Source organism: Micromonospora sp. IBSANI012 (assembly GCF_052814045.1).
On the sequence record NZ_CP199933.1, the window covers coordinates 3554188 to 3580093 of the forward strand.

19 protein-coding genes and 1 pseudogene are annotated in these 25906 nt (G+C 71.6%); 9 read left to right on the forward strand and 11 right to left on the reverse strand.

Annotated features, from left to right (window positions below; all coding sequences use genetic code 11):
- Positions 1–31: 31 nt before the first annotated feature.
- Both ACTWM8_RS16480 and ACTWM8_RS16485 read left to right on the forward strand, forming a co-directional pair.
- Positions 32–205 (forward strand): hypothetical protein, encoded by a 174-nt coding sequence (locus ACTWM8_RS16480; RefSeq protein WP_446209799.1) that lies wholly within the window; start codon positions 32–34, stop codon positions 203–205.
- 36 nt (positions 206–241) lie between these two features.
- The gene (locus ACTWM8_RS16485; protein ID WP_446209800.1) at positions 242–562 is read left to right on the forward strand and encodes a hypothetical protein; all 321 of its coding nucleotides are present in this window, start codon (positions 242–244) and stop codon (positions 560–562) included.
- A 14-nt stretch (positions 563–576) separates the two neighbouring features.
- Here ACTWM8_RS16485 and ACTWM8_RS16490 read toward each other — a convergent pair whose 3' ends face one another.
- The 5 genes from ACTWM8_RS16490 to ACTWM8_RS16510 all read right to left on the reverse strand — a co-directional run bounded on the left by ACTWM8_RS16490 (position 577) and on the right by ACTWM8_RS16510 (position 12316).
- Positions 577–2187: a 3'-5' exonuclease gene (locus ACTWM8_RS16490; protein ID WP_446209801.1), complete on the reverse strand. Its 1611-nt coding sequence runs from the start codon at positions 2185–2187 to the stop codon at positions 577–579.
- 30 nt (positions 2188–2217) lie between these two features.
- Positions 2218–5988 (reverse strand): Eco57I restriction-modification methylase domain-containing protein, encoded by a 3771-nt coding sequence (locus ACTWM8_RS16495; protein ID WP_446209802.1) that lies wholly within the window; start codon positions 5986–5988, stop codon positions 2218–2220.
- Positions 5989–6206: 218 nt separating this feature from the next.
- The gene (gene drmD, locus ACTWM8_RS16500; RefSeq protein WP_446209803.1) at positions 6207–9332 is read right to left on the reverse strand and encodes a DISARM system SNF2-like helicase DrmD; all 3126 of its coding nucleotides are present in this window, start codon (positions 9330–9332) and stop codon (positions 6207–6209) included.
- Positions 9333–9497: 165 nt separating this feature from the next.
- Complete coding sequence (locus ACTWM8_RS16505) at positions 9498–10406, reverse strand: 8-oxoguanine DNA glycosylase OGG fold protein (RefSeq protein ID WP_446209804.1); 909 nt, start codon at positions 10404–10406, stop codon at positions 9498–9500.
- Positions 10403–12316, reverse strand: coding sequence for an N-6 DNA methylase (locus ACTWM8_RS16510; protein ID WP_446209805.1), 1914 nt, complete (start codon positions 12314–12316; stop codon positions 10403–10405). The genes ACTWM8_RS16505 and ACTWM8_RS16510 overlap by 4 nt, the downstream gene beginning before the upstream one ends.
- 99 nt (positions 12317–12415) lie before the next feature.
- Here ACTWM8_RS16510 and ACTWM8_RS16515 point away from each other — a divergent pair, with 99 nt between their 5' ends.
- The 7 genes from ACTWM8_RS16515 (at position 12416) to ACTWM8_RS16545 (ending at position 18718) form a co-directional block, all read left to right on the forward strand.
- Entirely contained in the window at positions 12416–12949 is a 534-nt protein-coding gene (locus tag ACTWM8_RS16515; RefSeq protein ID WP_446209806.1) for a DUF4352 domain-containing protein, read from the forward strand.
- Between the two features lie 91 nt (positions 12950–13040).
- Entirely contained in the window at positions 13041–13949 is a 909-nt protein-coding gene (locus tag ACTWM8_RS16520; RefSeq protein WP_446209807.1) for a hypothetical protein, read from the forward strand.
- Positions 13950–14018: 69 nt separating this feature from the next.
- On the forward strand, positions 14019–14837 hold the full coding sequence (locus ACTWM8_RS16525; RefSeq protein WP_446209808.1) for a hypothetical protein: 819 nt from the start codon (positions 14019–14021) through the stop codon (positions 14835–14837).
- Between the two features lie 269 nt (positions 14838–15106).
- A complete protein-coding gene (locus ACTWM8_RS16530) occupies positions 15107–17614 on the forward strand; it encodes an AAA family ATPase (protein WP_446209809.1) in 2508 nt (835 codons plus the stop codon).
- Positions 17611–18015 (forward strand): hypothetical protein, encoded by a 405-nt coding sequence (locus ACTWM8_RS16535; protein WP_446209810.1) that lies wholly within the window; start codon positions 17611–17613, stop codon positions 18013–18015. Before ACTWM8_RS16530 ends, ACTWM8_RS16535 begins: the two co-directional genes overlap by 4 nt.
- Positions 18012–18443: a DUF4190 domain-containing protein gene (locus ACTWM8_RS16540; RefSeq protein ID WP_446209811.1), complete on the forward strand. Its 432-nt coding sequence runs from the start codon at positions 18012–18014 to the stop codon at positions 18441–18443. Before ACTWM8_RS16535 ends, ACTWM8_RS16540 begins: the two co-directional genes overlap by 4 nt.
- Positions 18444–18457: 14 nt before the next feature.
- Entirely contained in the window at positions 18458–18718 is a 261-nt protein-coding gene (locus ACTWM8_RS16545) for a hypothetical protein (RefSeq protein ID WP_446209812.1), read from the forward strand.
- Between the two features lie 66 nt (positions 18719–18784).
- Here the strand turns inward: ACTWM8_RS16545 and ACTWM8_RS16550 are convergent, their stop codons facing one another.
- From ACTWM8_RS16550 to ACTWM8_RS16575, 6 genes and pseudogenes are all read right to left on the reverse strand, one after another.
- Positions 18785–19456 carry a TcmI family type II polyketide cyclase gene (locus tag ACTWM8_RS16550; RefSeq protein WP_446209813.1) on the reverse strand — a complete coding sequence of 224 codons (672 nt, stop codon included), beginning with the start codon at positions 19454–19456 and terminating at the stop codon, positions 18785–18787.
- Positions 19456–20793 carry a cytochrome P450 family protein gene (locus ACTWM8_RS16555; RefSeq protein ID WP_446209814.1) on the reverse strand — a complete coding sequence of 446 codons (1338 nt, stop codon included), beginning with the start codon at positions 20791–20793 and terminating at the stop codon, positions 19456–19458. The genes ACTWM8_RS16550 and ACTWM8_RS16555 overlap by 1 nt, the downstream gene beginning before the upstream one ends.
- Positions 20790–21110, reverse strand: coding sequence for a putative quinol monooxygenase (locus tag ACTWM8_RS16560; protein ID WP_210774658.1), 321 nt, complete (start codon positions 21108–21110; stop codon positions 20790–20792). Before ACTWM8_RS16560 ends, ACTWM8_RS16555 begins: the two co-directional genes overlap by 4 nt.
- Entirely contained in the window at positions 21107–23332 is a 2226-nt protein-coding gene (locus ACTWM8_RS16565; protein ID WP_446209815.1) for an FAD-dependent oxidoreductase, read from the reverse strand. Before ACTWM8_RS16565 ends, ACTWM8_RS16560 begins: the two co-directional genes overlap by 4 nt.
- A 563-nt stretch (positions 23333–23895) precedes the next feature.
- A pseudogene (locus tag ACTWM8_RS16570) lies at positions 23896–24717 on the reverse strand (AfsR/SARP family transcriptional regulator); the annotation flags it as partial.
- A gap of 260 nt (positions 24718–24977) precedes the next feature.
- A complete protein-coding gene (locus ACTWM8_RS16575; RefSeq protein WP_446209816.1) occupies positions 24978–25772 on the reverse strand; it encodes a S1 family peptidase in 795 nt (264 codons plus the stop codon).
- Positions 25773–25906: the final 134 nt, after the last annotated feature.

Below are 25906 nucleotides of genomic sequence, written 5' to 3' on the forward strand. Positions count from 1 at the left end.
GCCTCATGGTGTTCTGGTCTACCGTTGTCTCATGAATGAAGTGGCCTCGATCGACTACGGGCCAGTCCGTCGTCGCTTCCCGTGGGTCGGGCTCGTCAACACCGGCGAGCAGGACCTGTCCGCCCGGTACCGCGAGATCATGGCCGAGGCTCGCCGCGATTCGACCGGGGAGACCGCCACCACGCGCACTGCGTTCGGCTGCTGACCGAGTGGCCCGGACAGCTCCTGATCCCCTGAGCCTGTGCTCGGGGAGACCTGCAACTTCCTGCGCAACCACGTGCGCAACGGACCTGCGCTGGAACTGCAGTTTCTCGATGCGGTGACGAGCGCCGGGACCGACTACACCATCATCAGCCCGACCGACGATGACCGCCGCGCGGCTGGCCTGGTACGCCAACTCGTGTCGGCTCCACTCGGCTACGTCGATGCGATGGTGCTCGCCGTGGCCGAACGTCTGAAGGTCGTCGACATCGCGACGGTCGACTTCAAATTCGTCGGTATGGGCAGCCGGGTGAGCGCGATCAAGCCGATCCGCTGGGTCATGCAGGAAGGCTGGTCGTAGCGGTCGTTTGGCAGTCATGCAACCACCTGCCGGACGAGCTCGGCGACACCAACGAGGATGGCACCGCCGAGGAGAAAGGCAGCCGCGCACCCGCTCTTCTTCTCGGCAACCGGCGCCTTTCGGGCACCCGGCACCGGACCGGGTTGCATGTGCCGAGGGGCAGGCACGGTGATCCGAATTTCGCGGTTGGCCTCATCCCAGTCGTCGCGGCGGTCGACGAACCGGGCGCGGTACTCGGCGGGGGTCAACTCCCGAGGCCGCCAGAACTCGTGCCACTCGGGCCGGGAAGACCGGGTGGCGGCGGCTCGTTCGGCGGCGAGCCGGCCGGCGACCTGCTCACCGGCCGAGTCGACGAACAGCCCCCCACCGACCTTCGCGGCCTCGCCTTCGAGGAGCTTGCGCGCCTGCTCCACCGTCAGCACGTCGACGCCGGCAGCGAGCGCCTTGGCGATCCGCGGATCGTCCGGGGCGGCGCCGTCGCTGACCACCAACCGGACCGTTTTGGTGAGGTTCACGGCGACCTTGGCGCCGTGTTCGACGGCGTAGTCGACCACCTCGGTCATGGCGGCCGAATCGCCGACCGGCATGATCCGCCAACCGCGCAGCGGCCCGCTGTTTTTGGCCCGGTTCGCGGCGGCGGCCTCTTCCAGGTCACTGATGAGATGCGATGCGGCGAGTTCCTTGGCGGCCCGCTGGAGCTCCCTGAGCTCCGCGGTGGTGACGACTCCGTCGGCTTCGGCGCGGGCGCGCGCGTCGGCCAGGAACTCCTCATGCACCTGACGAGCGGTCGTCTGGGTGAGCCCGGCCCGGATGGCGAGGGTCGCGAGCTGGGCGGCCTCCTCGCCGACGATCCGGCCGTCAGCGAGCGCGTGGGCGAGCAGCGCCCGGTAGTCCCGAACCCCGTCGGGTCGCGGTCGCGGCGGGTTCGCCAGGTACGGCAGCCGGGCTGTGAGGGTGGCGAGCCATCCGTCGCTGCCCTTGCGCAGCCCGACGACGCGTGGTGCGATGGCCACTCCGCTGCGGGGCAGGCTCGGTAGCGGCTCCGGGCGCGGTCCCTGCCAGTGCAGGGGTTGTGGTGACTCGCCGACCAGGCGGGCGATCGTCCCGGCGAGCGCCCGGGCACCGCCGAGCGCGGAGGGCAGCGCGGACGGCCACTCCCCGGTGACCAGGTTCGCCACGTGGTCCAGCTTGTATCCCCATCGGTCGAGCTGTGTGCGAGCGGTGACCAGCGAGCAGAGACCGGGAATCGGCGGCAGCGCCACGCCGAGGCGGCCGAACTCGGCGCTGAGGAATTTGTCGACGAACTCCAGGGGGTGGCTCACCACCACCGCGCCACTCAGGTAGGCCACCACGTCACCGGCGATCTGCGGGAAGGTCGGAGCGCCCTTGACGTCGGCGTTGGTGATGCCGTGGAACTCGTCGTTGGTGATCCGCAGCCCCGGGTCGACCAGGGTGGCGTACTCGTCGAGGACCACGCCGTCGCCGCGCATCCGCACGATGGCCAACTCGCAGATGCGGGAGCCCCGGTTCGGGTGCAGGCCGGTGGTTTCCAGCTTTAGGACGGCGAAGGTCAGGGCGCGCGGGTCGACGCCCTGCTGTCGGGTGAGGTGCCCAGGGACGAACACGGAAGCTACCTCCGGTCGGGGTGAGGGGCGTCAGAAGAGGCCGGGTTGCGTCTTGCGTCCGGCCTTCTTCTTGTCGTGCAGGCCCTTGGCGTCCTCCTCGGCGTAGCGCTGGTGGTTCAGCTCCAGCAGCCGGTCGAGGATCTCGCGCTGCACGGCCAGGCCGACGGTGTAGCGGGTGTAGGCGCCGGCCTGGTGGAAGCCGTGGTCGAGGCCCTGCACGACCAGGTCGCCCCAGTCGTAGGCGCGGCAGACGGCCACATCGATGTCGCGGTGGATGCGCCGCAGCTCCACCATGTCCTCGTCCTGGCAGGAAGGGTCGAAGGCCAGGTTGTACGTGGCCGTCAGCCCAGCCTGTCGGCTGAGCATCACGTCGCGGCGGTAGGTATCGAGCCGGTCGCCGAGTACGCGCAGCTCAGGCGTCAACCCCGGCAACGCCATCGTCTCGAACACGTCCGACGGCGCATAATTGAGATCCGCCTTCAGTGTGGAGCTACGACTTGCTGCCCACCAGTAGTGCGGCGCACTCGACAGCAACGCAAGCATCGCCGCGTCATCCGTGGCGAAAACGACGACCTTCTCGTTAAGAACCTGGTTGGTCGGGACCAACACCGGCATGACCGTTTTGCTCACGCGCGCAAGCACAACGACCCGCTCCAGCCCCGCAATCGCCCGAACCATTCCGGGCCGCGAGTTCCAATACTTCCACCATTCGTAAACCATGCGCGGATACTTCTGACCGTCCTTCGTGACGCGCTCAGGCTTAACCAGCTGCTCGACCCGGCGCCAAAGATCCGGCCACGACCTCGCCTCCTTCTCGGACCGCTCGCCGAAGTTGATGATCCAGCGGCTCGCGGAGCCGTCGGGGCGGGAGTTGAGGTCCTGCCCATTCAGGTAAGGGAAGAGGACTTCGCGGTTGCGCTCGTCCTTGGCGATCAGCGCGGCAGCCTCACTCGGCTCCATCGTGAAGCCGAGCCCCAGAACGTTCGAGCCCTGAAAGGAGATGGCGGAGTTGCGCTGCAAGCGGTGCGGGTTGCCGGTCACCCGCGACTCGGCGTTCAGGGACGGCGTGATGCCGGCGACTACCACCCCGTCGGCACGTCGCTCGGCGATGGCTCCGAGCGCGGCCCGGCTGGTCCAGACGGCGCAGAACTCCAGCGCCGCCGACCGCGACGGCCAGGGCCGGCTCTTAATCGCCTGGCGGATGGTGACACCCCCGGCAACGAGCTGATCGAGCCCCACCTCGCGGGTATCACCCTGGGCGAGAGTGTTGGTGGCGATCAGCCCGGTCTGCCCGCCGGGACTGAGCAACTCGTGCGCGCGGAGCAGGAAATAGGCGACCAGATCGGCGTTTCCTTTGACGCCGCGTCCGAGCGCCGTGGCCAGGTACTCCCTATAGGCCGCACCTAACGGACCGCTGATCTTCTTTCCGCCGAGGAACGGCGGGTTGCCGATGATGGCGTCGAAGCCGCTCCGCGCGAAGACCTCGGGGAACTCCAGCGGCCAATGCAGCGGCTCCCGGTCGAACCCCCCGTCCGGCCGGTCGAGGGCCAGCCACGACCGGGCCTGGGCGGTTAGCGGATCTGTCTCGTCGCCACGCGCGAGGTGCTGCGCCAGCCTGCCGACCGTCTCGGCAACTGCGACGGGATCGTGGCCGCGCTTGACCGAGGCGAGCGAGGCCCCGACGACCAGATCGGCGTAGGCGTCGGCCCGCTGCCGCACCGCACGCACCTCGTCGAGGAGCCGCCGCTTCTCCGCCAGGTTCGCCAAGTTGTCGGGCAACGCGGCGAGTCGCCGCCGCAGGTCGAGCGCCTGGGACAGCTCCCGATCGAGGCGCAGGTCATGTCCGGCTTGCCCGGGCAGCGTCGCCACGTTGCCGAGACCGAGGAGCGAGTCGCCGGCGACCAGGCGGTCGTCGAGAAAGGTGAAGGGGCGCTGTGGGTCCATCGAGACCAGCCAGAGGGACAGCTTCGCCATTTCCACAGCCATCGGGTTGATGTCCACCCCGTAGAGGCAGTGTTCGATGACCTGTCGCCTCGCCTCGACCACGAGAGGATCCGCGTCGGCGTCCACGGCGCGGTCGACGCTCGGCCTGTCGTACGCCGACGCCCGCTCGTCGCTTTCCCGCACCCAAGCGGAGATGAGGTGCCCGGCGAGGTAGCGGGCCGCCGCCACGAGGAACGCCGCCGAGCCCATGGCGATGTCGGCGACCTTGAGGTCGAGGATCTCCTCGCTGGATTTGGGCTTCCACTGGGTCGTGTCCGCCGTCTGCAACGGCCCCGGCTCGTAGACGAGCGGCTCCAGCGCCGTCGCCACGACCTCCTCGGCGAGTTCCCGAGGGGTGTAGTGGGTGCCGGTGTTGCGGCGTAGCGCCGACTCGGTGACGAAGAGCGCGCCGGGCAGGATCACCACGGGCAGACCCCGGAGATCCTCACGGATGACACCGACAAAGGGCAGCAGCCGCTCGGAGAGGGGGTAGTCGCCGCTGGTCACCGCGAGCAGCTTCTTGCGGGCGTCCTCGCGTTCCACCCCGTGCAGCGGTGCCAGCCGTTTGGTCAGCGCCGCAACCGACCCAATCTTCGAGTCCTTGAACTTCTCGGCGAGCGCCTCGGCCAGCGCCGGCACGTCGTCGGCCAGCCAGCCAATGGCCTCTAGGTCGGCGAGCGGAACCTCTTCCTCCAGCCCTTCCTTGCCGATCAGTCCGACGGTCACGTCCTCGGCGCGGAAGCCCTCGAAGGAGAGCAGGCCCTCGTACACGTACCCGATCTGCTCGACGTCGAGGGCGCGAAAGCTGAGCGTGCGGCGCTCCCGGGACCGGCCGGTGCCGATCTCGACGTACTGCACGGCGCGGAGCATGTGCAGCACGGTCCGGTCGTCGATGGTCAGGGGCAGCCACGGGGTGGCTTCCGGATCGAAGAGCGAGCCATCGTGGCCGTGCATGGTGAGCCGGGGGTGGTTGACGCCCCGGTAGACCGCGTTGAACAGGGCGAGCAGCCGGTGCCAGGCGGCGGAGCTGTGCTCCAGGTCCTCCTCGCTACCCTCGATGACCCGCTGTTCCAGCTCGGCGCAGAGCCGCCCCGCTGAGTACGCCTTCACATACAGCTCGTTGTCGGCGGGGAGCAGCTTGCGTTCCTCGGCGAAGAGCAGGAAGACGATCCGCATCATGACGGAGACAGCGCCCCGGTAGACATCGTGCGCGTCGACGTCCTGCAGGCCCCGCCCGCCGAGTTCCCGGTCCCGCACGTCGGTGCGGCCCATCGCGGCCACCAGCAGTTCGACGGCCTGGCGGACCTGGACGCCGAGCGCCTCGGTGATCTCCTCCTGGCTGCCGAGGCTGGCCCGCAGCAGCGGCACCAGCCGCTCGGCATCGGGGACGCCGAAGAACCGGTGCCGGGACAGCATCGAGACGAACGCGCGGACCACGTCGCGTTCGGCCGCCTCGGGCCACGCCACGGCGTCGAAGACGGCAGTGGTGGTGACGCCGCCGCGCGGCGCCCAGACCAGCGTCCACCAGCGCCCGTCGGTGACCAGACCCAGCTCGATGTTGTGGTGCCGGCACAGGTGAGCGAGCCGGTCGACGGGGGTCGCCGCCCACGCGGAATCACGAGTCCGGGCGGTCGGCTGGCTGCCGGCCGGGCAGATCATGCCCAGCATTCGTACGCTGTCGGGCTTGATCTCCTCGCCCGGCTCGACGAGCGCGAACGACGGGCGCAGCTCGGTGTCGTGCTCAACGACGGTGTGCACGAGCGCATCGAGTCCGTCGAAGTGCAGGGTGTCGCCCCAGCCGAGCAGCTCACCCAGCACGTACTCGGTCCAGGGCTCCTGGCCCGCGGCAGTGTCGGCCTGCCAGGTGGCGTGCTCCTGCCGCAGCCGCTCGCGGGTCTTCTTGTCGAGCGCGTCCAGGGTCGGCCAGGTGGCGCGGAGCACCGGCAGGCTCAGGAACGGGCCGCTGACCTCGACCAGGCTCAGCCAGTTGCGGTGCTGCTCGGCGCCGTCGGGCGCGGGACGTCGGAAGGTACGGCTCATCGGATGGCCTCCCGCTTCGGCACGACGAAAACCACGGCCACCGGGAACCGGTGCGGCTTCGGGTCTCGGTAGCGGGCGGCGACGGCCGCGAGTTCGCGGTCGCGCTCGGCTTCCAGGGCCGACAAGCGTTCCTCCCAGGATTGACGATCCTTGCGGTACTGAGCGAGTTCTTCCTTGCTCTTCGCGGCGACGGCGACGCTGAACAGCGCATCCTCGGCGTCGTCGTCGGCGAGCGCACCGCGCAGGGTGGCGGCGAACTGGTCGAGGTTGTCGATGATGCGCTGCTGCTCGGTCTCTCGCCGCTGGTCGAGCTTGCGCTCCAGGGCCTCACGGCGGGTGGTGGTGCGCCAGTCGATGGCGGCGAGCAGGCTGTCGGCGACGCGGGGCCAACGCTCGGCGAGCCGGGCCTCAACCAGGCCGGAGGCCGAACTGCCGGTGGTGAGCGCCCGGTCGAGGATGCCGCCGAGGGTGCCGAGGTTCTCCAGCCGGCGGAACCGGCCGTGCTCGGGCGCCCAGCCGCCGGCGTAGAGGACCTCCTCGTGCAGCCGCACGCCGTCGGTGCCGACCAGCACGAACCGGGAGTACGCCCCGACCAGCACGTCCTCCAGTGCCGGGTCGTCGCTGACCACGGCGGTGACCCGGTGCAGCCCGATCTCCGGGTTGGAGACGGCGGCGCGCAGCAGCCGGGTCGACATGGCGACCAGCGGGTGGTTCAGGTGGGCGAGCACAATCTCGTCCTGCCCCTTCGCCACCGCCGGCTCGAAGGTGACCGGCAGTTGTCGGGGCGGCTCGTCGTCGCGCTGCAGCTTCGCGGTCAGCCCGGCGGCAGCCCGCTGCCAGGAACCGGTCAGCGGCGGGACGGTGTAGAGGCCGTCGACCAGGTGCCGGTCGTCGATGTGCCGCTTCAGCGGCTGCTGGCGGGCCAACTCCAGCGCCGTGTCGACGACCCGCTTGACGGCCGGCGGCGTGATGCCCAGCTCCTCGACGGTCTTGTCCAGCTCCGCCCGGAGCCGGACGACCTGCTCGCGCAGGTTGGCCTCCGTGGGCAGGCTGCGGGTGCTCTTGGCCTTACCCGCCTTGTCGATATCCACAGTGACCTGCTCGCCGAGCATCCGGCGCTGCACGGCCTCGGCCAGCACAGCGTTGACCGAACCGAGGTCGGCCTCCATCCGGGCCACCTTCGTGGCGACCCGGGACAGGAACTCCAGGTCCGCCTCGTAGGAGTCGACGGCCTTGCCGAAGCCGCTACCCACGAAGTGCTTGATCTCAGGGGCGGTCGTCTGGCCGTACCGGTCGACCCGACCGATTCGCTGCTCCAGCTTGTTCGGGTTGAACGGGATGTCGTAGTTGACCAGCCGGTGGCAGTACTTCTGCAGGTCGATGCCCTCGCTGGCGGCGTCGGTGGCGAGCAGGATGCGCACCGGCTGCTTCGTCGGGTCGGCCTGGAACGCCAGCCGCAGCTGCTCCCGCTCCTCGGCAGGCGTACCGCCGTGCAGCAGCACGAGCCCCTGCCCGGCCAGACCCTCCTGGCGGAGCAGCTCGGCCAGCCAGATCTGGGTGTCGCGGTATTCCGTAAAGACCACGACGCGCTCGTTGGTCCAGTGCCGGCCATCCGGCTTGCAGACCGCGCTGAGGTAGGTGATCAGCTCGCGGGCCTTGGCGTCCGGCAGCGCCTCCTTCCCCTCGGCCCACTGGTACATCTTCTCCAGCAGGGCCATCTCGTCGGCGGTGGCGTCGGGCTGCATGGCCCGGGTCCGGCCAAGCGCGTCGTCCTCGGCCTCGGCGAGCTGGTCGTCGGCATAGGTGGCGACGTCGTCGAAGAAGTCCTCCATCCACTCCGGTACGTCGTCGTCGGCCGGCAGGACGGCGGGCGCCTTGCGGCTGCGCAGGGTTTCCAGGTAGACGCCGACGGTGTGCGCGAACGCGGCAGGGCTGGAGAAGAGCCGCTTCTTGAGTAGCAGCGTCACCAGGTCGGTCGCCTTACGTCCACGCTGGGAGTGCAGCCGCTTACGCCGCAGCTCGGCGAACTCGGTGAGCAGGGCATGGATCTGCCGCTCGCTCTCCGGATAGGTGACCGGGATCGCGGTGGCGACCCGCTCCACAAAGCGCGGCTTTCCGTCGGCGTCCGTGACGTCGCGCTTGAGCCGCCGGACGACCGTGTCCCGCACCGCGGACTGGTCCGGCTCGACACCCCGGGCGAACCGCTGGTTGTCGAGGATCTCCAGCAGCGCGGTGAACGACGCCTGGTAGCCGTTGTGCGGGGTGGCGGAGAGGAACAGCCGGTGGGTGAAGTGCGGTGCCAACCGGCGGATCAGCTTGGTCTGCTGCGAGTCGACCGCGTAGACCTGCTTGGGGGCGGCCGGGGCGACGTGGTGCGCCTCGTCGAGGATCAGCAGGTCGAAGGTACGCGGGTAGGTGGGGCCGTCGGCCGGCAGCACCTCGTCGAGCAGGCGCTGCGCCTTCTGGCCACGCAGCCAAGGCAGGCTGATGATGCTCAGCGGATAGACCTCGAACGGGTTCGCCGCCGAGCCGTGGGTCCGGCGGACCGTGGCGCAGCGTTCGGCGTCGATGATGGTGAAGTCGAGGCCGAACTTCTCGGCCATCTCGTCGCGCCACTTGAGGGTCAGACCGGCCGGACAAACGATCATGATGCGCCGGGCCCGCTGGCGCAGCAGCAGCTCCTGGGCGACCAGACCAGCCTCGATGGTCTTACCCAGGCCGACGTCGTCGGCGAGCAGCAGGTTGACCCGGGGCGCGTCGACCGCGCGGGCCACCGGCTCCAGTTGGTAGTCCTCGATCGCGACACCGGAGCGGAACGGGGACTGCAACGTCTTCACGTCGGCGGAGGTGACCGCCGACCAGCGCACCGCGTCGAGGAAGGCGGCGAGCCGCTGCGGCGAGTCGAACTTTCCCTCGGTGACGTCGGGCAGCGAGCCGCTGGGCAGCACCTGGCGCCCCGGCTCGACCTCCCAGATGACGTCCAGGTGGTGGCCGTAGCGACCGTCCTCGACGCTCTGCAGGTTGACCAGGGTGCTGTGCTCACCCTCGTGCAGATCGCTGACCACCCACCGCTGACCGCGTACCGCGACCAAGGCGCCGATCGCCGGTACTGCCGTCGTCACGCTCGGCATCGTTCCCCCATTGTTGGTTCGCCCCACTCGAATCCGACCCGCACCGTACGCCCGTACTGACACGGCCGGAGTCCGCCGAAAGGTTTGTTTGTTCACTTCACAGACCGGCAGGACAGCAAGAGGATCATCCCGCCGGCTTCTCGTCAATTCGACTGGTCAGTCAGGTACGCGACACTGTTGGCCGCCGGGTCCGTCGCCAGGCTCGCCCCGGAAGAGCAGCAGCTCCACCAGCTCCGGCGTCCATCGCTCTCCCGACTCCGACAACTGCGCCGCGCCGCGACACATGAAGGCCAGGTAGACCTGATAGCGGCGGGGCGACCAGCGCGGTCCTCGCCAGAGCCACCGGGCCGCGGGACCGTTCACCGCATAAGCTTCGCCGGCGCGTCGCTCCCAGAAGCACCGCATCTGCCGCGCCAGCCGCTTGTCCAGAATCAGCGCCAGGCACCGCTCGTTCTCGGTCCTGCTGGCGAAGTAGAGGAACTTCGTGAAGAAGGCGGGCCCGAATCCGGGGATGGGTCTGCCTTTCAACAGCAACTGGTAGGCGGCACGGCCGCCCTGGTCGTCCAGCACCTGGACGGCAGCAGCCAGCCGGTTCTCGATCTCGCCAGGGGAATGACCGGGAAGAGGTCCTCTGCCGTTCAGGATCCAGGCGAGCCGGGCCGGGCCGAAACCCCGCTTGCCCCAGCCCCAGGCGAAGGAGGTGACCAGCAGCGGCAGCCAGGTTTCGTTCTCGCGACGACACCCTCGCGCAGCGTCCGTCACCGTGCCTCGACTCAGCGGCAAGCAGGCATGACTGCCGGCCCCGGAGGGCATGTACTCGGCGAACCTGGCCCAGCGGGACGGCACGACGTGGATCGTGTGACTGTCGACCAGTTCCTCAGGGCTGAGTGGCCCACCCCCGCACCGGGCCTCCCACTCGCGGCGCTGCCGCCTGAGCAAGTCCTGCTCCTCGGCGGTGAGGCCGCCCTCAACCACCCCCCTGTCGTAGTCCGACGCATCGCTGGGCAGCAACTTCCGCCAATCGCAGGGCTGCTCCCCTGCCGGGTCGTTCGGATGCGCGGTCACTGTGCACCATCCTCGGGCCGAAGGGTGCCGGCGGCCAGTCCATCCGCGGTGAGTCGCACCAGTTCGGCGCTGAGCGACCCCACCTCCGCGACCGCCGACTCGAACGTGACGAGACGCTGGAACGCCTCACCATGCGCCCGCTGCTCTGCCAGTGACAGCCGCCGGATCTGGGCCCGCCGGATGTCGATCCGGGTACCGGACAGGCTCGTCGTCTGCTTGTCATTGGTCGAGCTGCGCAGCTGCCCGGCCAGGAACCATGGATCCAGTGCGGCCGGGTTGGGCCGCAGCAGGTAGAGGTGGCCCCCCAGGAGCATCCCGTCCGAGGTGATCACCCGAGACATCAACTTCCGCGCCGCAACCGGCACGACCACGTCCCCGGCCATCAGCGGAACGCGTTCCGGCAGTGTGCCGTCGTCCCGCCCTGATGCTTCGACACCGGCGACCACGTCCCTACCCGTCAGCACCAGGCCACCTACCGGACCGCCCTCGACCGCACCGGATGCGGCACGGATTGGGCCGATCAGCTGTAGGGCGCCGGTGCGGGCAAGCTCGGCGACCGACAGAGTGTCTGCTGGCGGCGCGTCTGTGGGGGCTGCCGTGACCTGCGGCATCAGCGCCGACAGCTCCCCGACGACGGCGGCCAGCCGCTCCCTGGTGCGTACCAGATGCTCTCCCGAAGCCTCGCCCCCGACGGCGGGTTGCCGGCGCGCGGGGGTGAGATCGACCTCCTCGTCGAGCAGCTCGATGACCGGGACGGCGCGCGCGAAGCCGGCCTCCTCGACCTCGGCGTCGGGCGCGGCGGCGAAGGCCCGCCACGCGGCCAGCACGCGCGGGGCGGTCTCGGCCAGGTCGCCGCCGGCGGCGTCGACCAGCAACGCCCGCGCCGGTGGCGGCGCGTCGGCCGCGGCCCGCCGCAGCACCCACAGGTGCAGCGGTACGCCGTGCGGCGCGGCCACGCCTGGCGGAAGCGCGATGACGGCGCGCAGGTGGCCGCGGCGCAGCAGTTCGCTGCGGATCCGCTTGCCGGCCCGTCGGCTGGCCACCGTGGGCGGCATCAGCAGTACGGCGTGTCCGCCGACCCGCAGGCGGGCGAGCGCGTGCTGCGCCCAGGCCAGCTCCGGTTCGGTACGCGGGGTGGTGCCGACGATCCAGCGTGGGTCGTGACCAAGTTCCTCGTCGCCCCAGTTTGTGGCGCCGAACGGTGGATGGCAGACGACCGCGTCGAAGGCGCGACCTGCGAAGGCGTCCGCCCGCAGTGAGTCCCCGGCGACCACATCTCCCGGCACCTCGCGCAGGGCCAGCCAGAGTCGGGCGAGCGTCGCGAGGTCCTCGTCGAGCTCCTGCCCGTACGCGGAGGTGCAGCCGGCGCGGACGGCGGCCCGCAGGATGGCGCCAGAGCCGGCGGCGGGGTCGAGGACGGAGCCGCCGCCGACGTCGGCGAGCCCGACCATGAGGTCGGCCAGGTCGTCGGGGGTGGCGAACAGTCGGCCCGGGCCTGGTGCGGAGAACCGTTGCCACAACTCGTCGAAGGCGCCCTGCGGGCCCAGCTCGTCAGCCAGTGCGTCGACGTCGGGCAACAGGGGTGCCAGGTGCGGGTCGGCCCGGCGGGGACGGCCGCCGCGCTGGCGGGCCAGCAACAGGGCACCGACGGCGGCGAGGCCGGCGGCCGGGGATTCGCTGGCTGCCGCGAGGTGCCGCCAGAGCCGGTCGGCCATGGCGAGCTCGGGGAGCTTGCCCTGCGCGCGCAGCCACTGTTCGACCTGGATCAGGTCGAACTCTGGGCTGGCGGCGGTGCCGCCCACCGGGGCGGGGAAGTCGGCGTGCCGTTTGCGCCAGTTGCTGACAGCGGCCCGACCGACCCCGGCGAGCCGGGCGATCTCCGCCGCCGTGATGGTCGGGGTCTCCTGCACCTCCGAAGTGTGTCACACCTGTCAAGCATCATGCTTGTTGACAGTGTTCACGGATAGTGCTCTCATTGACGCCGCAACGTTCACATCAGGAGGACAACGATGCGCAAGACCACCACTCTCGCCCTGATCGCCACCGGCCTCGTCGCGCTGGGCTGCGGCTCCGGTGCCACCGACGACGCCGCCAGCAGCAAGGCCGACGCCGGGAGCGCCAAGGGCGAAGACAAGCCGGCGAAGACCGCGAAGATCGGCCAGGCGGCCCGGGACGGGAAGTTTGAGTTCACGGTGAAGTCGTCGAAGTGCGGCGTCGCGAAGGTCGGCACCTCGATGCTCGGCGACAAGGCCCAGGGCCAGTTCTGCCTGGTCACGATCAACGTCAAGAACATCGGCAAGGAGCCGCAGACCCTCGACGGCAGCAGCCAGAAGGCCTACGCGGCCGACGGCACCGAGTACTCGTCCGACACGGAGGCCGGCCTCTACGCCAACAAGGAGCAGAGCACCTTCTTCGAGGAGATCAACCCCGGCAACCAGGTGACCGGCGTGTTCGTCTTCGACATCCCGAAGAACGTGAAGCTCACCAAGCTCGAGCTCCACGACTCGATGTTCTCCGGCGGCATCGAGGTCGCCCTCAGCTGACCTCTCCTTCCGCACCGGGGCGGGCACCGATCCGCCCGCCCCGGCATGCCCGGCTGTTCACAGCACCACCTGTTCACAGAGGAGTCCTGCCGTGACCGACCCGACTACCCCGATGCCGCCGGGCGAGCCCGCCGACCCGTCGCAGCCCCCGTTCCCGCCCACTGGCGACCCGACGTCCACCACCCCTGCGGGCGGCATGCTGCTCGGCGCGCCTGTCCCGGCCACGCCTGGCAAGAGGTCCCACGTCCGGGCGTGGGCCGTGGGCGGTATCGCTCTGGTCATCGCCCTCTGCTGCGGCGGTGCGGTCATCGGGGCGGTCAGTAGCGATGACGGGAAACCCTCGACCGGCGCGAGCGGCCAGGACTCCAGCAGCCCCACCCCCGCTGCCACGACGGCGTCGCCGACCACCGCGGCCCCGACGACGGCGGCTCCGACCAGCGCCCCGCCGACGACGGCGGCTCCGACCACGACCCCGCCGGCGCCCAAGCCCAAGGTGATCAAGGGGCGAGGTGATGACGTGGTGCGGATTCCCGAGCTGACCGATCTGGCCGTCGTGAAGTTCACCTGTCGATGCAGCAGCAACACTGTCTTGCGCAGCGACGGGCCCGACGGCCTGCTGGTCAACGAGATCGGCTCGTACAGCGGCAAGCGCTGGATCAACCTTGAGGACGGCGCGCTCACCACTCAGTTCGAGGTCGAGGCGACGGGCAGTTGGACCCTGACCATCGGATCGGTCGACCAGATGGCCACCAAGGCCCTCTCGGGAAAGGCGTCGGGGAAGGGCGACAACGTCATCGTCCTCGGCGGAGACGCCACCGCGGTGAAGATCACCCACTCCCGGGGCAGCTCCAACTTCGTGGTGCACGCCTACTCCCTGGAGACCGGCGAGGGTGGCCTGCTGGTCAACGAGATCGGTGGCTACTCGGGAGTCCGTCCGCTGACGGCGCCCGCGCTCGTGCAGGTCACGGCCGACGGCAACTGGACCATCGCGCCCGCTTGATTCGTCTACGCCGTCAGCTCTGTAGCGCGCAACAAGCCCTCCCTCCCCCATCAGACGTCAGGAGGCGTCGTGCGTCCCGATGAGTTCCTCCGCACCCTGGCCCTGCTCCCCCCTCCCCTGCACGACCGCGCCCTCACCCTGCGCCCCTTCACCCGCCCCACCCGCTGCGACGACTGCCAGCGCATCGGCGACGCCGTCCGCCTGGCCCTCACCGCCGCCCACTACGACGAGCTGACCTCCGCCGGCGAACTGCTCGACACCGCCGACCGGCTCGCGGCCGACCACGGCATCCACAGCCGGTCCGGCGACGACCAGCAGCGCGGCCGCGGCCGGGTGGTCCGCTGGGCGACGACGTCCGCGCCGCTGGTGGCCGCGACCGACGCCAGCTGGAAGGGCCGCGTCGGCGGCATCGGGTACGTCGTCAGCGACGGCCACTACGGCCTGCTCGGCCGGGGCACCGGCCGGCTCGACCCGACCGGCGCCTCCCGGGTGCTGATCAACGAGCTGCGGGCGGTCGACTACCTGCTGACCGCGTACGACGAGCCGCCGGCGGGCATGACGGTGCTGCTGGACAACCTCACCGCCCTGCGCTACCTGCACCGCTGGCAGGCCGGCGAGACCGGCGCGATGCCGGCCGGCTACAGCCTGCGGCAGCGCCGCTGGTCGGACCAGCCCACCCTGGTCCGGCTCGCCGAGCAGGTGGCCCGCCGCCCCGACCTGATGTTCGCGCACGTCAAGGGGCACAGCGGCCACGCCCTGAACGAGGCCGCCGACGGCCTGTCGCACATGGCCCGCCGCCGGCGGGAGGAGTCCTTCGACCTGCGTCCTCGGGCGCACGCCCTGGTCGACGCGTTCCTGCGCGACTGGCACGCCACCGCCGTCGGCTGACCTGCTCGGCGGGGCAGCCGATCCGTCCACGTCATCAGCTCCACAGCGTCCCGGCAGCACCTCACCGTGCAACCCCGAGCGGACCGATGACCCGTCGGCCGTGCGGACCTCACCCGCCTGGAGATGACCATGACCGTCCCCCGTCAGGAGTTGACTCCCCCGCCCGCCGCCTGGGCCGGCCCCACCCACTGAGCCGCACCGCAGCCACGTCCACCGCTCATCCCGGGCGGGCCGCCCGGCCCGCGGACACCCTGCCCCTGGAGGCGACCATGACCGAGCCCGCACAGCCCTTGATCGAGCTGATCTTCGACCGGCTCGCCGCCGACAGCGACGTGAAGGCGGACACCGCCGAACTGGTCCTCGCCGCGCTCACCGGCGAGGATGACCTGACCGCCGCCCTCGCCGGCAACCCCACCCGGCTCGACCCGCGTTCCCCGGCGAACGACGAGCCGTCGGAGCGGATCTGGCTGAAGTCGGTGACCGTCGCCGGGTTCCGCGGCGTCGGCCCCGAGCGCACTCTCGACATCGCGCCCGGGCCGGGCCTCACCCTGGTCGTCGGCCGCAACGGCTCCGGCAAGTCGAGCTTCGCCGAGGCCGTCGAGCTCGCCCTCACCGGCGACAGCGCCCGCTGGGCCGACAAGACCAGCGTCTGGCGTACCGGGTGGCGCAACCTGCACGCCCCGGACCCGTGCCGGATCGGTGTGGAGCTGCGGGTCGACGGCGAGGCCGTGCCGACCCGGGTGGCGCGGGCCTGGCCCGCCGGGGGTGAGCTGGCCGACGCGGAGGTGACCGTGACCAGCGCGCGAGGGCGGCGCGACGGCCTCGCCGAGCTGGGCCTGACCCGCCCGCTGGAGCTGTACCGGCCGTTCCTCACCGCCGCCGAGCTGGGCCGACTCGCCGCCGGCACGCAGAGCCAGCTCTTCGACGCGCTCTTCGCCATCCTTGGCCTGGACGCCCTCACCGACGCCGACCAGCGGCTGATGCGCGCCGCCCGGCCGCACGACACGGCCGTCAAGGAGGTACGCGCACAGCGCGCCGCCCTGGCCGACCTGCTCGCCGAGGTCGCCGACGACCGGGCCCGGCGGGCCGCTGTGCTGCTGCGCGGCCGGGGCGCGGTCGACCTGCCGGCGTTGACGGCGATCCTCGACGAGCCGGACGAGGCGACCGCCGACGGGGCGGTGCTGCTGTGCCGGGAGCTCGCCGCCCTCGACCTGCCGCCGGTGGACGAGGTGACGCGGCTGGCCGGGCAGCTGCGGGAGGCGGCGACCGAGACCCTCCGGTACGACGGCGGTCGGTCCCGGGCGGCGCTGCGCAGCGCGGAACTGCTCCGCCTCGCGATCGAACACCACGAGGACCGGGGCGACGGGCCCTGTCCCGTCTGCGCCACCGGCGCCCTCGACGGTGGGTGGCGGGCCTCCGCCGCCGCGAGCCTGACCGAGTTGCGGCAGCGCAGCGTCGCCGCCCAGACCGCGGCGACCCGGCTCACCGCGCTGCTGCGCCAGGCGCACCACCTGATCGACGACCTGACCGTGCCCGACGGCCCCGGATCGCAGACGCCGACCGGGTCGCCGCTCAGGGGCATCGGCATGGAGGTGCCGCGCGCGGGTGACGGAGCGGAGGCGCTGCTCGGGGCGCTGCGGGAGGCCGTGGCCGCGCTGCGGGGCGTACCCGGGGAACCGGCCGACCTGGCGGACCACCTGGCCGCGCGGTACCCGGCGGTGGTGGCGGCGGCGGACGCGGCCCGTGCGTACGCCGAAGGGTTCCTGCGGCAGCGCGACACCGGGTGGCGGGCGGCGGCGGCCGAATTGCGCGAGTGGGTCGCCGCGGTCGGCGGGCTGGCGGCGCGGGAAGCGACGCTGGCCCGGGTGAAGGCCGCGCGCGCCTGGTTGCGGGAGACCGGCGCGGCGGTCCGCGACGAGCGGATCGCGCCGTTCGCCGCGCACTCGCAGCGGATCTGGAAGCAGCTGCGGCAGGAGAGCAACGTCGAGCTGGGCGCGATGGCCCTCGCCGGGACGAACACCCGGCGACGGGTGGTCTTCCCGGTGAGCGTGGACGGCGCCGACAACGGCACCGCGCTGGGCGTGATGAGCCAGGGTGAGATGCAGGCCCTCGGGCTGGCCACGTTCCTGCCGCGCAGTTGCGCCCCGGAGAGCCCGTTCCGGTTCATCGTCGTCGACGACCCGGTGCAGAGCATGGATCCGTCGAAGGTGGACGGGCTGGCCCGGGTGCTCGCCGAGTTGGCCGAGGACCGGCAGGTGGTGGTCTTCACCCACGACACCCGGCTGCCCGACGCGGTGGGCCGGCTCGACCTGGGGCGGGCGCGGATCGTGGAGGTGCAGCGCGCCGAGCGGTCCGTGGTGACCCTGCGGCCCGGCTCGGACCCGGTCACCCGCTACCTGGACGACGCGTACGCCCTGGCCCGCAACGACGAGCTGCCCGCCGACGTCCGCGGGCCGGTGGTGGCGGAGCTGTGCCGGTCGGCGATCGAGGCGGCCTGCCACCTGCGGGTGTGGCGGGTTCGGGTGACCCGGGGGGTGCCCCATGACGACATCGAGGCGGCGATCGTCGACGCGTCCCGCCGGCTGACCACGATCGTGGCGTTGGCCGTCTTCGACGACGCGGACCGCGGTGGCGACGTGCTCGGCTGGCTGGGACGCCACGGCGGCTGGGCGGTCGACGCGTACCGGGCCTGCCGGGAGGGCGTGCACGGGGCGTACCTGGCGGATCTGCCCGGCCTGGTCACGGACGCCCGCGCCCTGGCGAAGGTGCTGGCGTGACCGCGCCGACGCCCCGCCGCTGCCTGGCGGCGGCCGACCAGCTGCTGTGTGGCGCCGGCCCGCTCGGCGCGTCGGCGGTGACCGCCGGCTGGTGGCCGCGGGCCTGCGCCTGCCTGATCCGGCTCGCCCTCGAAGGCGGCATCGACGACTACTGGCGGCGGGTCCGGCCGGCCGTGGCGGCGTGCCGGCAGGGCCGGGCCAAGCAGCTGATGCTGCGCGGTCGGCTCGGGCCGGGCGCCGAGGTGGCCCGCCGGATCACCTACGCCTGGTCGACGCTGTCGGCCGCCACCCACCACCACTGCTACGAGCTCGCCCCGACGGCGGCGGAGCTGCGCCGCCTGCACAGCGAGGTCGCCGCCCTGCTCCACCGACTCGACCAAGGACAGGAATCCCGACGATGACCTACCCTCAGCCCGGCCACGAGCCGACCCGACCCCTGCCACCGGTCTCGGCCGTTCCCGCCGGCCCCTATCCGCCGGCCCGGCCCTACCCGCCGGCGGTGCCGTATCCGCCGGCCGTGCCGTATCCGGCGCCGCTGCTGATTGCGGCGCCGCCCACGTCCGGCAGCGCCACCGCCGCGATGGTGCTCGGCATCGTCGGCGTGCTCGGCGGATGGTGTGTGTTCGGCCTTCCCTGCCTGCTCGCCGTCATCCTCGGACACGTCGGCCTGCACGAGACCCGCGACGGCCTGAAGTCCGGGCGCGGCATGGCCGTCGCCGGGCTGGTGCTCGGCTACGTCTTCGTCGCACCCGCGATCGCGCTCACCGTCCTGGTCTTCTTCGGCGGCGTGATCGGCGCGGCCACCCCGACCCCTACCTCCACTCCATAAAAGGTGGATTCCTGATGACGTCCGACGAGACCGAGGTGCTCGCTGTCGACGCGTACCGGGTCATGGCGCGCAGGTACTTCGAGCAGCGCGTCGCCGAACTGCCCGACCCCGAGGGAGACGGTGAGGCGTACCGGCAGGGGCTGCGTGACATCCACGCTGACATCGCGGGGCGCGGCCATGCGGCGCCGCTCGACCTGCTGGCGAGGGTGGTGGGCGTACCGGTGCACACGCTCGCCGGGTGGCTGCGGACCACGGCCCGATCTGAGCCGACGTGAACGGGTGCTGATCCGCTACGGCCCGGTGGCGGTCGCCGTGACGCCACGGCGACCGCCACCGAAGGCTCAGTCCTCGGCCTGCCAGCGGTAGAACTCCTTGGCCACCGAGTCCTCCGGCCCACGCCACGTCTCCGGGTCGTACGGGCTGATGTACGGGCTCAGCTCCGCCATGATCTTGGCGAACACCGGCTGTTCGTGGTCCTGCCCCGCACCGTCGGCGGCCGCCGCGTCGGTGCGTTCCAACAGGTGCACGTAGACGTCGTCGATCGAGTACAGCCAGCGTCCGGTGACGCCGAGCTGGACCGGCAGCGACCCGGCGTCGGACTCGCCGAAGATGCGCGCGACGTCGGGCTCCGCGCCGGGCTTGATCCGTCCGATGATGACGGTGAGGTTCCGGCCTTCCGACTCCGGCGCCGGGTTCTCAGGGACCCAGCTGTAGAACTCCTTGGCGACGGAGTCGGAGGGGTTCTTCCAGTATTTCGGGTACGGCGTCACGTACGGGGCGATGGCTTCGGCGATCTTCTGAAACGCCGGCAGTCCCCGGGTCTGGCCGGAGATCCTCGGGTCCTCCCTGCGTTCGATCACGTGGATGTAGAGGTCGTGGAAGGACAGCAGCCGTCGCCCGATCACGCCGAGGTCCTGCGGTCGGGTCGACTTGTCGTAGTAGCCGAAGACATTGCCGACGATGTCATCACTGCCCGGAACCATGTGGCAGACGATCACGTTTCGGAAGACCATTACCGCTCCTCGGGTGTGTGGACGCGTGCTTGCGTGGACGGTGATCTCTGGCTGCCGATCGGGGGCGACGCTCCCGCGCCCCCGCCGATCGGGGGCGGCGCTCCGGCGCCCCCGGCGGTGAACTCGACCGGGAGTTCCAGCAGGCCACGGAACGGTGACCCGGCCGGCAGCCGGCGCAGCTCGGCGCCCGGCACCGCGAGTCGCAGCTCCGGTAGCCGGCTCAGCAGCGCCTCGATGGCGATCTGTGCCTCCATCCGGGCCAGCGAGACCCCGAGGCAGTAGTGGACGCCGTGGCCGAAGCCGATGTGCGGGCCCCGCACCCGGCGCAGGTCCAGCCGGTCCGGGTCGGCGAAGTGGGCCGGGTCGTGGTTCGCCGCGTTGATCACCACGCCGACGATCGACCCGCGCGGGATGGTGACGCCCTGGTACTCGACGTCCTCGGTGGCGATCCGGGGACTGGCGACCGGCAGCGGGCCGTCGAACCTCAGCAGCTCCTCGATCGCCGAGGGCAGCAGTTCCGGCTTGGCGCGCAGCAGGTCGAGCTGGTCGGGATTGGTCAGCAGTGCCACGGTCGCGTTGCCGAGGAAGTCCGCGGTGGTCTGGTGCCCGGCGAACAGCAGCAGGAACGTGGTGGTGACGAGTTCGGGTTCGGACAGCTGTCGGTCGTGTTCGCAGGCGTCGATCAGCGCGCTGATCATGTCGTCGCCGGGGTGCGCGCGTTTGGCCTGGATCAGGTCGACGAGATAGTGGTGCAGCCGCAGCTGGGCCTCCTGCACGGCCGCCCGGTCCTCCGCGGGGCTACGGCCGGACGACCCGGACGTCCTGATCACCTGGGTCCAGTCGAGGACCCGCTCGTGGTCGGTCTCCGGGATGCCGAGCAGTTGGCTGATCACCATCATCGGCAGCGGGATCGCGAAGTCGTGCATCAGCTCGGCCTGGCCCTGCGGGATGATCTTGTCGAGCAGGTTGTCCACGATCTCCGCCACCCGGGGCCGCAGGGCCTCCACCCGACGCGGCGCGAACGCCTGCGACACGATCCGGCGCAGCCTGGTGTGCTCCGGCGGGTCCGCGTTGAGCATGTTCTTGTTCAACGCCTCGGAGTTCGGCCCGAAGATCCGCAGGTACTCCTGACCCGGGCCGTAGAGGTCCTTGGACAGCCGGGGGTCGATCAGCGCGGCCTTGGCGTCGTCGAACCGGGTGATCAGGTACGAGTCGAACCGCGGCGAGCTGACCGGGCACACCGGCTTCTCCGCCCGCAGCCGGGCGAAGGCGGGATAGGGATTGGCGGCGAACTCGGGGGTGTAGAGCTCCGACGCGGGTACGGCATCCTCGGTCATCGCGACTCCTCGGGCTCGCTGCGTACGCTGTGCAGAACCTGGTAGGTGTGCCGCTGCGCGGATTCGCGAAGCTCGCGGATCATCTGCAGCAGGCGGTCCCGGTGCTCGCTGCGGCCGAAGGCGTCCAGCCGTTCGCGGTCCGCCCAGTCGCTGATGATCAGATAGCTGCGCGGGTCGTCGGCGTCGCGGACCAGGTCCTGGTTCAGGCACCCGTCCAGCGCGCGGATCTCCTCCGCCGCCGAGCGCCACTCCGCCTCGAACCGTTCCTCGCAGCCCTCCTTGGTACGCATGGCGAGCACGGTGCGTACCGTCGTCATCGCGCGCCTCCGAAGACCAGTTGCAGGTGCTTGCCGAGCGCGTCGGCGTCGATCGGCTGGCTGCGGAACCCGACGTGCCCGTCCGGGCGGATCAGGTAGAGGCCGCTGCCGTTGACGCCGTAGGTGGCGCGGAACCCGCCTTCGGCGTCGTGCACCACCGGCGGATCGAGCAGCGCCGGCACCGGGGCGTCCGGGCTGAGCAGCAGGTAGATGTCGACCTGCCCGGACGTCTGCCGGCGGACGTCGGCGCAGAGCTTCCCCAGGGCGGTCGACGCCGCCAGGTTGGCGGAGCCGTCGGCGTAGAGCAGCAGCGTGTGCCGGGTGCCGTGGGTCAGCTCGTGCAGGCGCAGCGGGTGTCCGACGCCCCGCCGGTGCAGGCCACCGACGTCGGGGGCGCGGTCGCCCGGCCCGGGGCCGTCGCGCAGGGCGTCGGGAGCGGACAGCGACTCGCCGACCAGCGGGCTGTCCGCGTAGCTGAGCAGCATGGACATCTCCTGGAGGAACTGCCGCTTCAGGTCGTCGCGGTCCAGCTCGTCGGTGAAGGCCAGCCGCACCGCGCGCCCGACGATCTCCTCGCCCTCCGGGCGCCGTTCGGTCTCGTAGCTGTCCAGCAGCCCGGGGGCGGCGATCCCGCGTACCGCCAGGGCCAGTTTCCACGCCAGGTTCCAGGCGTCCTGGATGCCGGTGTTCATGCCCTGGCCGCCCGCGGGTGGGTGCAGGTGGGCCGCGTCGCCGGCCACGAACACCCGGCCGTCGCCGTACCGGTCCACGATGCCGTGGCTGATCCGGAACACCGACGACCAGCGCAGGTTCGACGCGCGGGTGCCGGGCGGGGCCAGCCGGTCCAGCGCGACCTGGAGGTCGGCGAGGGTGGGTTCGGCGAGTTCCTCGCTGAATCCCGGCGGGGCGTCCTGCCCGCCGGTCTGCGCGAAGAACCGGGGCGGCGCGAGGGTGGCGATCCGGTACCGGGACTCGCCGCGCAGCGGCACGCAGACCAGCATCCCGTCCATCTGGCCGTCGGTCTCGTGCATGAACCGGAGCAGGTGGCCTTCCGGCATGTCCCAGTCCACGTCCACGTCGCAGAGCATGAACAGCTGCGGGAACCGGCCCAGTCCGCCGGAGAACGTCAACCCGAGCAGCTCGCGGACCTTGCTGTGCGCGCCGTCGCAGCCGACGAGGTACTTCGCGCGTACCGTCTCCTCGCCGGCGGCGGTCGCGAGCGTGGCCAGCACGCCGTCGTCGTCCTGGGTGAACGCGACCAGCTCGGCGCCGCGCTGCGGGCGTACGCCGAGGGTGGCCAGCCGTTCGGTGAGGATGCGCTCGGTCTCGTACTGGGGCAGGCCGAGGTGCGCGTAGGGCAGCTCGGGCAGCTCCCAGCTCATCTGGTGGGTCTGCACCCCGTTGACGAAGACCATGTTGCCGGTCAGCCAGATCCCGGCGTCCATCGCGTCGCGCACGATGCCCTGGCTCTCCCAGATCTCCATCGTCCGGCAGTGCACGCCGATCGCCTTGTCGGCCTGCCCCGGCGGGGTGGCCTGCTTCTCGACCACCCGGCACTCGATGCCGCGCCGGGCCAGCTCGACGGCGGCGGTCAGCCCGGTGGGCCCCGCTCCGACGATGAGTACGTCCGTTGTCGTGTGCACGTCGATCTCCTTGCCCGTACTCGGTTCTCGCCTGGTGTCGGGATGAGCCGCGCTGTGGAACAGGCGGCGCCGGAAGTCGAGGAGGAACGGCGCGATCGGGCCGGCCTCCTCCTGCGCGTGTGCGGGGTTGCCGATCCAGCGGAAGAACTCCGCTTCGCTGCGCCATTCGGCGAAGATGTGGTGGACGTCCGAGTCGGGCTCGCGCAGCAGGTCCTCGCGCAGGTAGCCGGGCACTTCCGCCATCCGTGCCTTCACCTCGGCGTAGCCGCGGGTGAACTCGGCGAGCCGGGCGGCCGGCACGGTGACCTCGACGTCCACGAAAATGCTCCGCCCCGGCCCGCCGGGGTCGCGCATCACCCGGTAGCTGTCGGCCGAGGGCGGCTCCCGCAGCGGGCGGACGGCGGCGGAGAAGCGCGCGGCGACGGGGCCGCTCTCGTAGCCGCGCAGCGCCGACTCGTCGGTCCACTCGGTGACGACGACGACCGAGCGCGGGTCGTCGGTGTCGAGGAGCAGGGCCTGCACGAGGTTGCCGGGCAGCTCGCCGACCTGCCCGGCGACCGTTCGCCACGCGGCTGCCACGGCACCCTCGCAGCCCGGCCGCGCGCGTATTCGGCACATCGCTCTGATCATGGAAGCTCCTTCGACGGCCTGCGCGGGACGGTGCGGCGGTGGCACCGTCGGGGACGGCGCACGTCGGCCGTTGTCGGGCGGGAGTCGCGAGCGGCGAGCGTTCTGCGGATCATCACGGATTCCTTCCTGGGCCCCGCGGAGGTGGTTCCTCGGCCGGTCCGCCGGCCTCACGGTCGGGACGACGGCCGACGCGCGTCCTTTCTCGACCGGTCGCCCGGACCGAACGGCGGCACTCCCGGCTGCGCCGGGTGACAGGTCCCGGCCAGCGGCGCCCGGACCGCGACGCCGTCGTCCTGCGACCTTGCCGGACCTCGCGTCACCCCGCCGTCACCGGCGACCGGCGCCGGGTCCGGCCAAGTTGACGGGGCGGGGACGGGCCCGCGGGGCAGTGGCGCCCGCGCCGGCGGGTGGCCCGCCGTGGGCGCGGGGAGGAGGTTCGCCGGGCCGGGGTGGGCGCGCACGGTGGCGCGGCCGCCGGCCGGGCCGGGGACGAGTCGCGGAACACCGCGTGCCGGCTGGGCGGGGGCCTGTCTCGGCCGGTCGTGCGACGTGAGCACCTCGCTGATGAGCGCGCGCATCGCCGCGGACGGTTCCAGCTGCAACTCGCGCCGCAGGAGGTCGCGGTAGACGAAGTAGGCGTGCAGCGCCTCGTACGCGTTGCCTTCCGCCAGGTGCGTCTGGACCACCAGCCGGTGCGGGGTCTCGCGCAACGGTTCGGCCGCCATCGCCTCGAGCGCGGCCTGCAACGCCTCCCCGTGCTCGCCGGCGCGCAGGTGGGCCCGGGCCATCTCGTCGAGCAGGTGCAGCCGCAACTGTCTGAGCCGTTCCCGCTCCAGCAGGACCCAGTCGTCGTACCAGCCGGGCAGCAGGTCGTGGCGCCCGGCGGCGAGGACCGCCGCCGCCGGCCGGGGATCGCCGCCCTGGCTCACCCGGGCGTCCGCCCGGGCCAGCTCGTCGACGTCCACGTCGACCCTCGGGTGCAGCCGGACCGTGTCGCCGTCGGTGATCACCGGGCAGGACGGGTCCCGGCGCAGCCGCCACAGCGCGGTCCGCAACGAGGACAGGGCGCGCTCCTCCGGCACCTCCGGCCAGAGCAGGCCGGCCAGGTGGGCGCGGGTCGCGCCCGGGCGCAGCCCGATCAGCGCGATGGTGCGTTGCAGGCCGCGCGGCACCACCACCGGCCGCCTGCCGTGCAGCAGCCGGAAGCCGCCGAGCAGCAGGAGGCGGACTGTCGGCTCGGCGTCGGACGCCGACTCTGGTGTGCTGCCCCCTGCCGTGGACAACCGTGTGCTCTTGTCACAGTTCACGATCGACTCCCTGCACCGGGGGACCATGGGCGGCGAAGGCCCTGTCGGAGCCGACCGACCGCCGGCTGGACCGGTGAATGGGGGCCTCGGGTGACCCGTGGATCGCTCGCCTCAGCTGGAAGTCTGCGCAATCGGCGTCACCCCAGCGTCACCGCGCGCCAGAATCTGTGCGTCTCCTGTGACAGTCCGGTGACACGGCATCTGCGCCGGCACGCCGGCGGCCCGGCTGGTCGTCAGCCGGGCTGCGCGGGGTCGTACGATCGGCCGCCGGGACCGGCGGCGCGCGGTCAGCCGCCGAGACTGGCGGCGGCCGAGGCGATCGACGAGGAGAAGTAGCTCACCTGGGTGTAGACGCCGGGGTAGTTGGGCCGGGCGCAGCCGTTGCCCCAGCTGACGATGCCGACCTGGATCCAGGCGTTGGTGGCATCGCGGCGGAACATCGGGCCGCCCGAGTCGCCCTGGCAGGTGTCCGTGCCGCCGCTCGCGTACCCGGCGCAGATCTCCTCGGCGGTGATGATCTGGCCGCCGTAGTTGGCGTCGCAGGTGGCGTCGCTCACGAACGGCACGGTCGCCTTGAGCAGGTACCGCTGCTGGGAGCCGCCCTCTCGGGCCGCGCCCCAGCCGGCGACGGTGAACGTGCCGTTGTCGTAGGCGGTCGTCGTGGCGATCGGCAGGGTGCTCAACCCGTTGACCGGGGTGGCCAGCCGGATCAGGGCCCAGTCCTTGCCGTTGCCGTTGTAGCCGGGCGCGCGGTAGACGTAGTTCGACCGGACGGTGATCCGGCTGGACGACTGCAGGTCGACCACCCCGAGCGTCGCGGTGATGCTGGTGTTGGTGCCCGTGCCGCCGACGCAGTGCGCGGCGGTGAGCACCAGTCGGGGGCTGTACAGCGCCCCGCCGCAGCCCATCGAGAGTCGCACCATGAACGGGAACTCCCCCTGGGCGGCGCGGGTGCCGCCGACGACGTACGGGGTCGGCGTGCGGTCGGCCGCGGCGGCGGGCGCGGCGAGGGTGAGGCTGCCCGCGGTCACCGCGGCCAACGCGGCGGCCAGCAGGCCGGTGAGGGTGCGCCAACGAAGCATGTGTTCCTCCGCATCAGGACCGGCACGCCTCGAGCGCACCTGATTCACCATTGCGGACATCATATTGATGGCAGTCGATTGACTGGCCCTACCCGCTGGGTCATACCCCGGCGGTATGGCTGCCACGGCGACCC

Excerpts from the sequence above, each read along its gene's own strand:
- ACTWM8_RS16550 (WP_446209813.1), bottom strand. The coding sequence starts at position 19,456 with ATGGTCTTCCGAAACGTGATCGTCTGCCACATGGTTCCGGGCAGTGAT.
- ACTWM8_RS16515 (WP_446209806.1), top strand. The coding sequence starts at position 12,416 with ATGCGCAAGACCACCACTCTCGCCCTGATCGCCACCGGCCTCGTCGCG.
- ACTWM8_RS16540 (WP_446209811.1), top strand. The coding sequence starts at position 18,012 with ATGACCTACCCTCAGCCCGGCCACGAGCCGACCCGACCCCTGCCACCG.
- ACTWM8_RS16575 (WP_446209816.1), bottom strand. The coding sequence starts at position 25,772 with ATGCTTCGTTGGCGCACCCTCACCGGCCTGCTGGCCGCCGCGTTGGCC.
- ACTWM8_RS16480 (WP_446209799.1), top strand. The coding sequence starts at position 32 with ATGAATGAAGTGGCCTCGATCGACTACGGGCCAGTCCGTCGTCGCTTC.
- ACTWM8_RS16530 (WP_446209809.1), top strand. The coding sequence starts at position 15,107 with ATGACCGAGCCCGCACAGCCCTTGATCGAGCTGATCTTCGACCGGCTC.
- ACTWM8_RS16545 (WP_446209812.1), top strand. The coding sequence starts at position 18,458 with ATGACGTCCGACGAGACCGAGGTGCTCGCTGTCGACGCGTACCGGGTC.
- ACTWM8_RS16560 (WP_210774658.1), bottom strand. The coding sequence starts at position 21,110 with ATGACGACGGTACGCACCGTGCTCGCCATGCGTACCAAGGAGGGCTGC.
- ACTWM8_RS16555 (WP_446209814.1), bottom strand. The coding sequence starts at position 20,793 with ATGACCGAGGATGCCGTACCCGCGTCGGAGCTCTACACCCCCGAGTTC.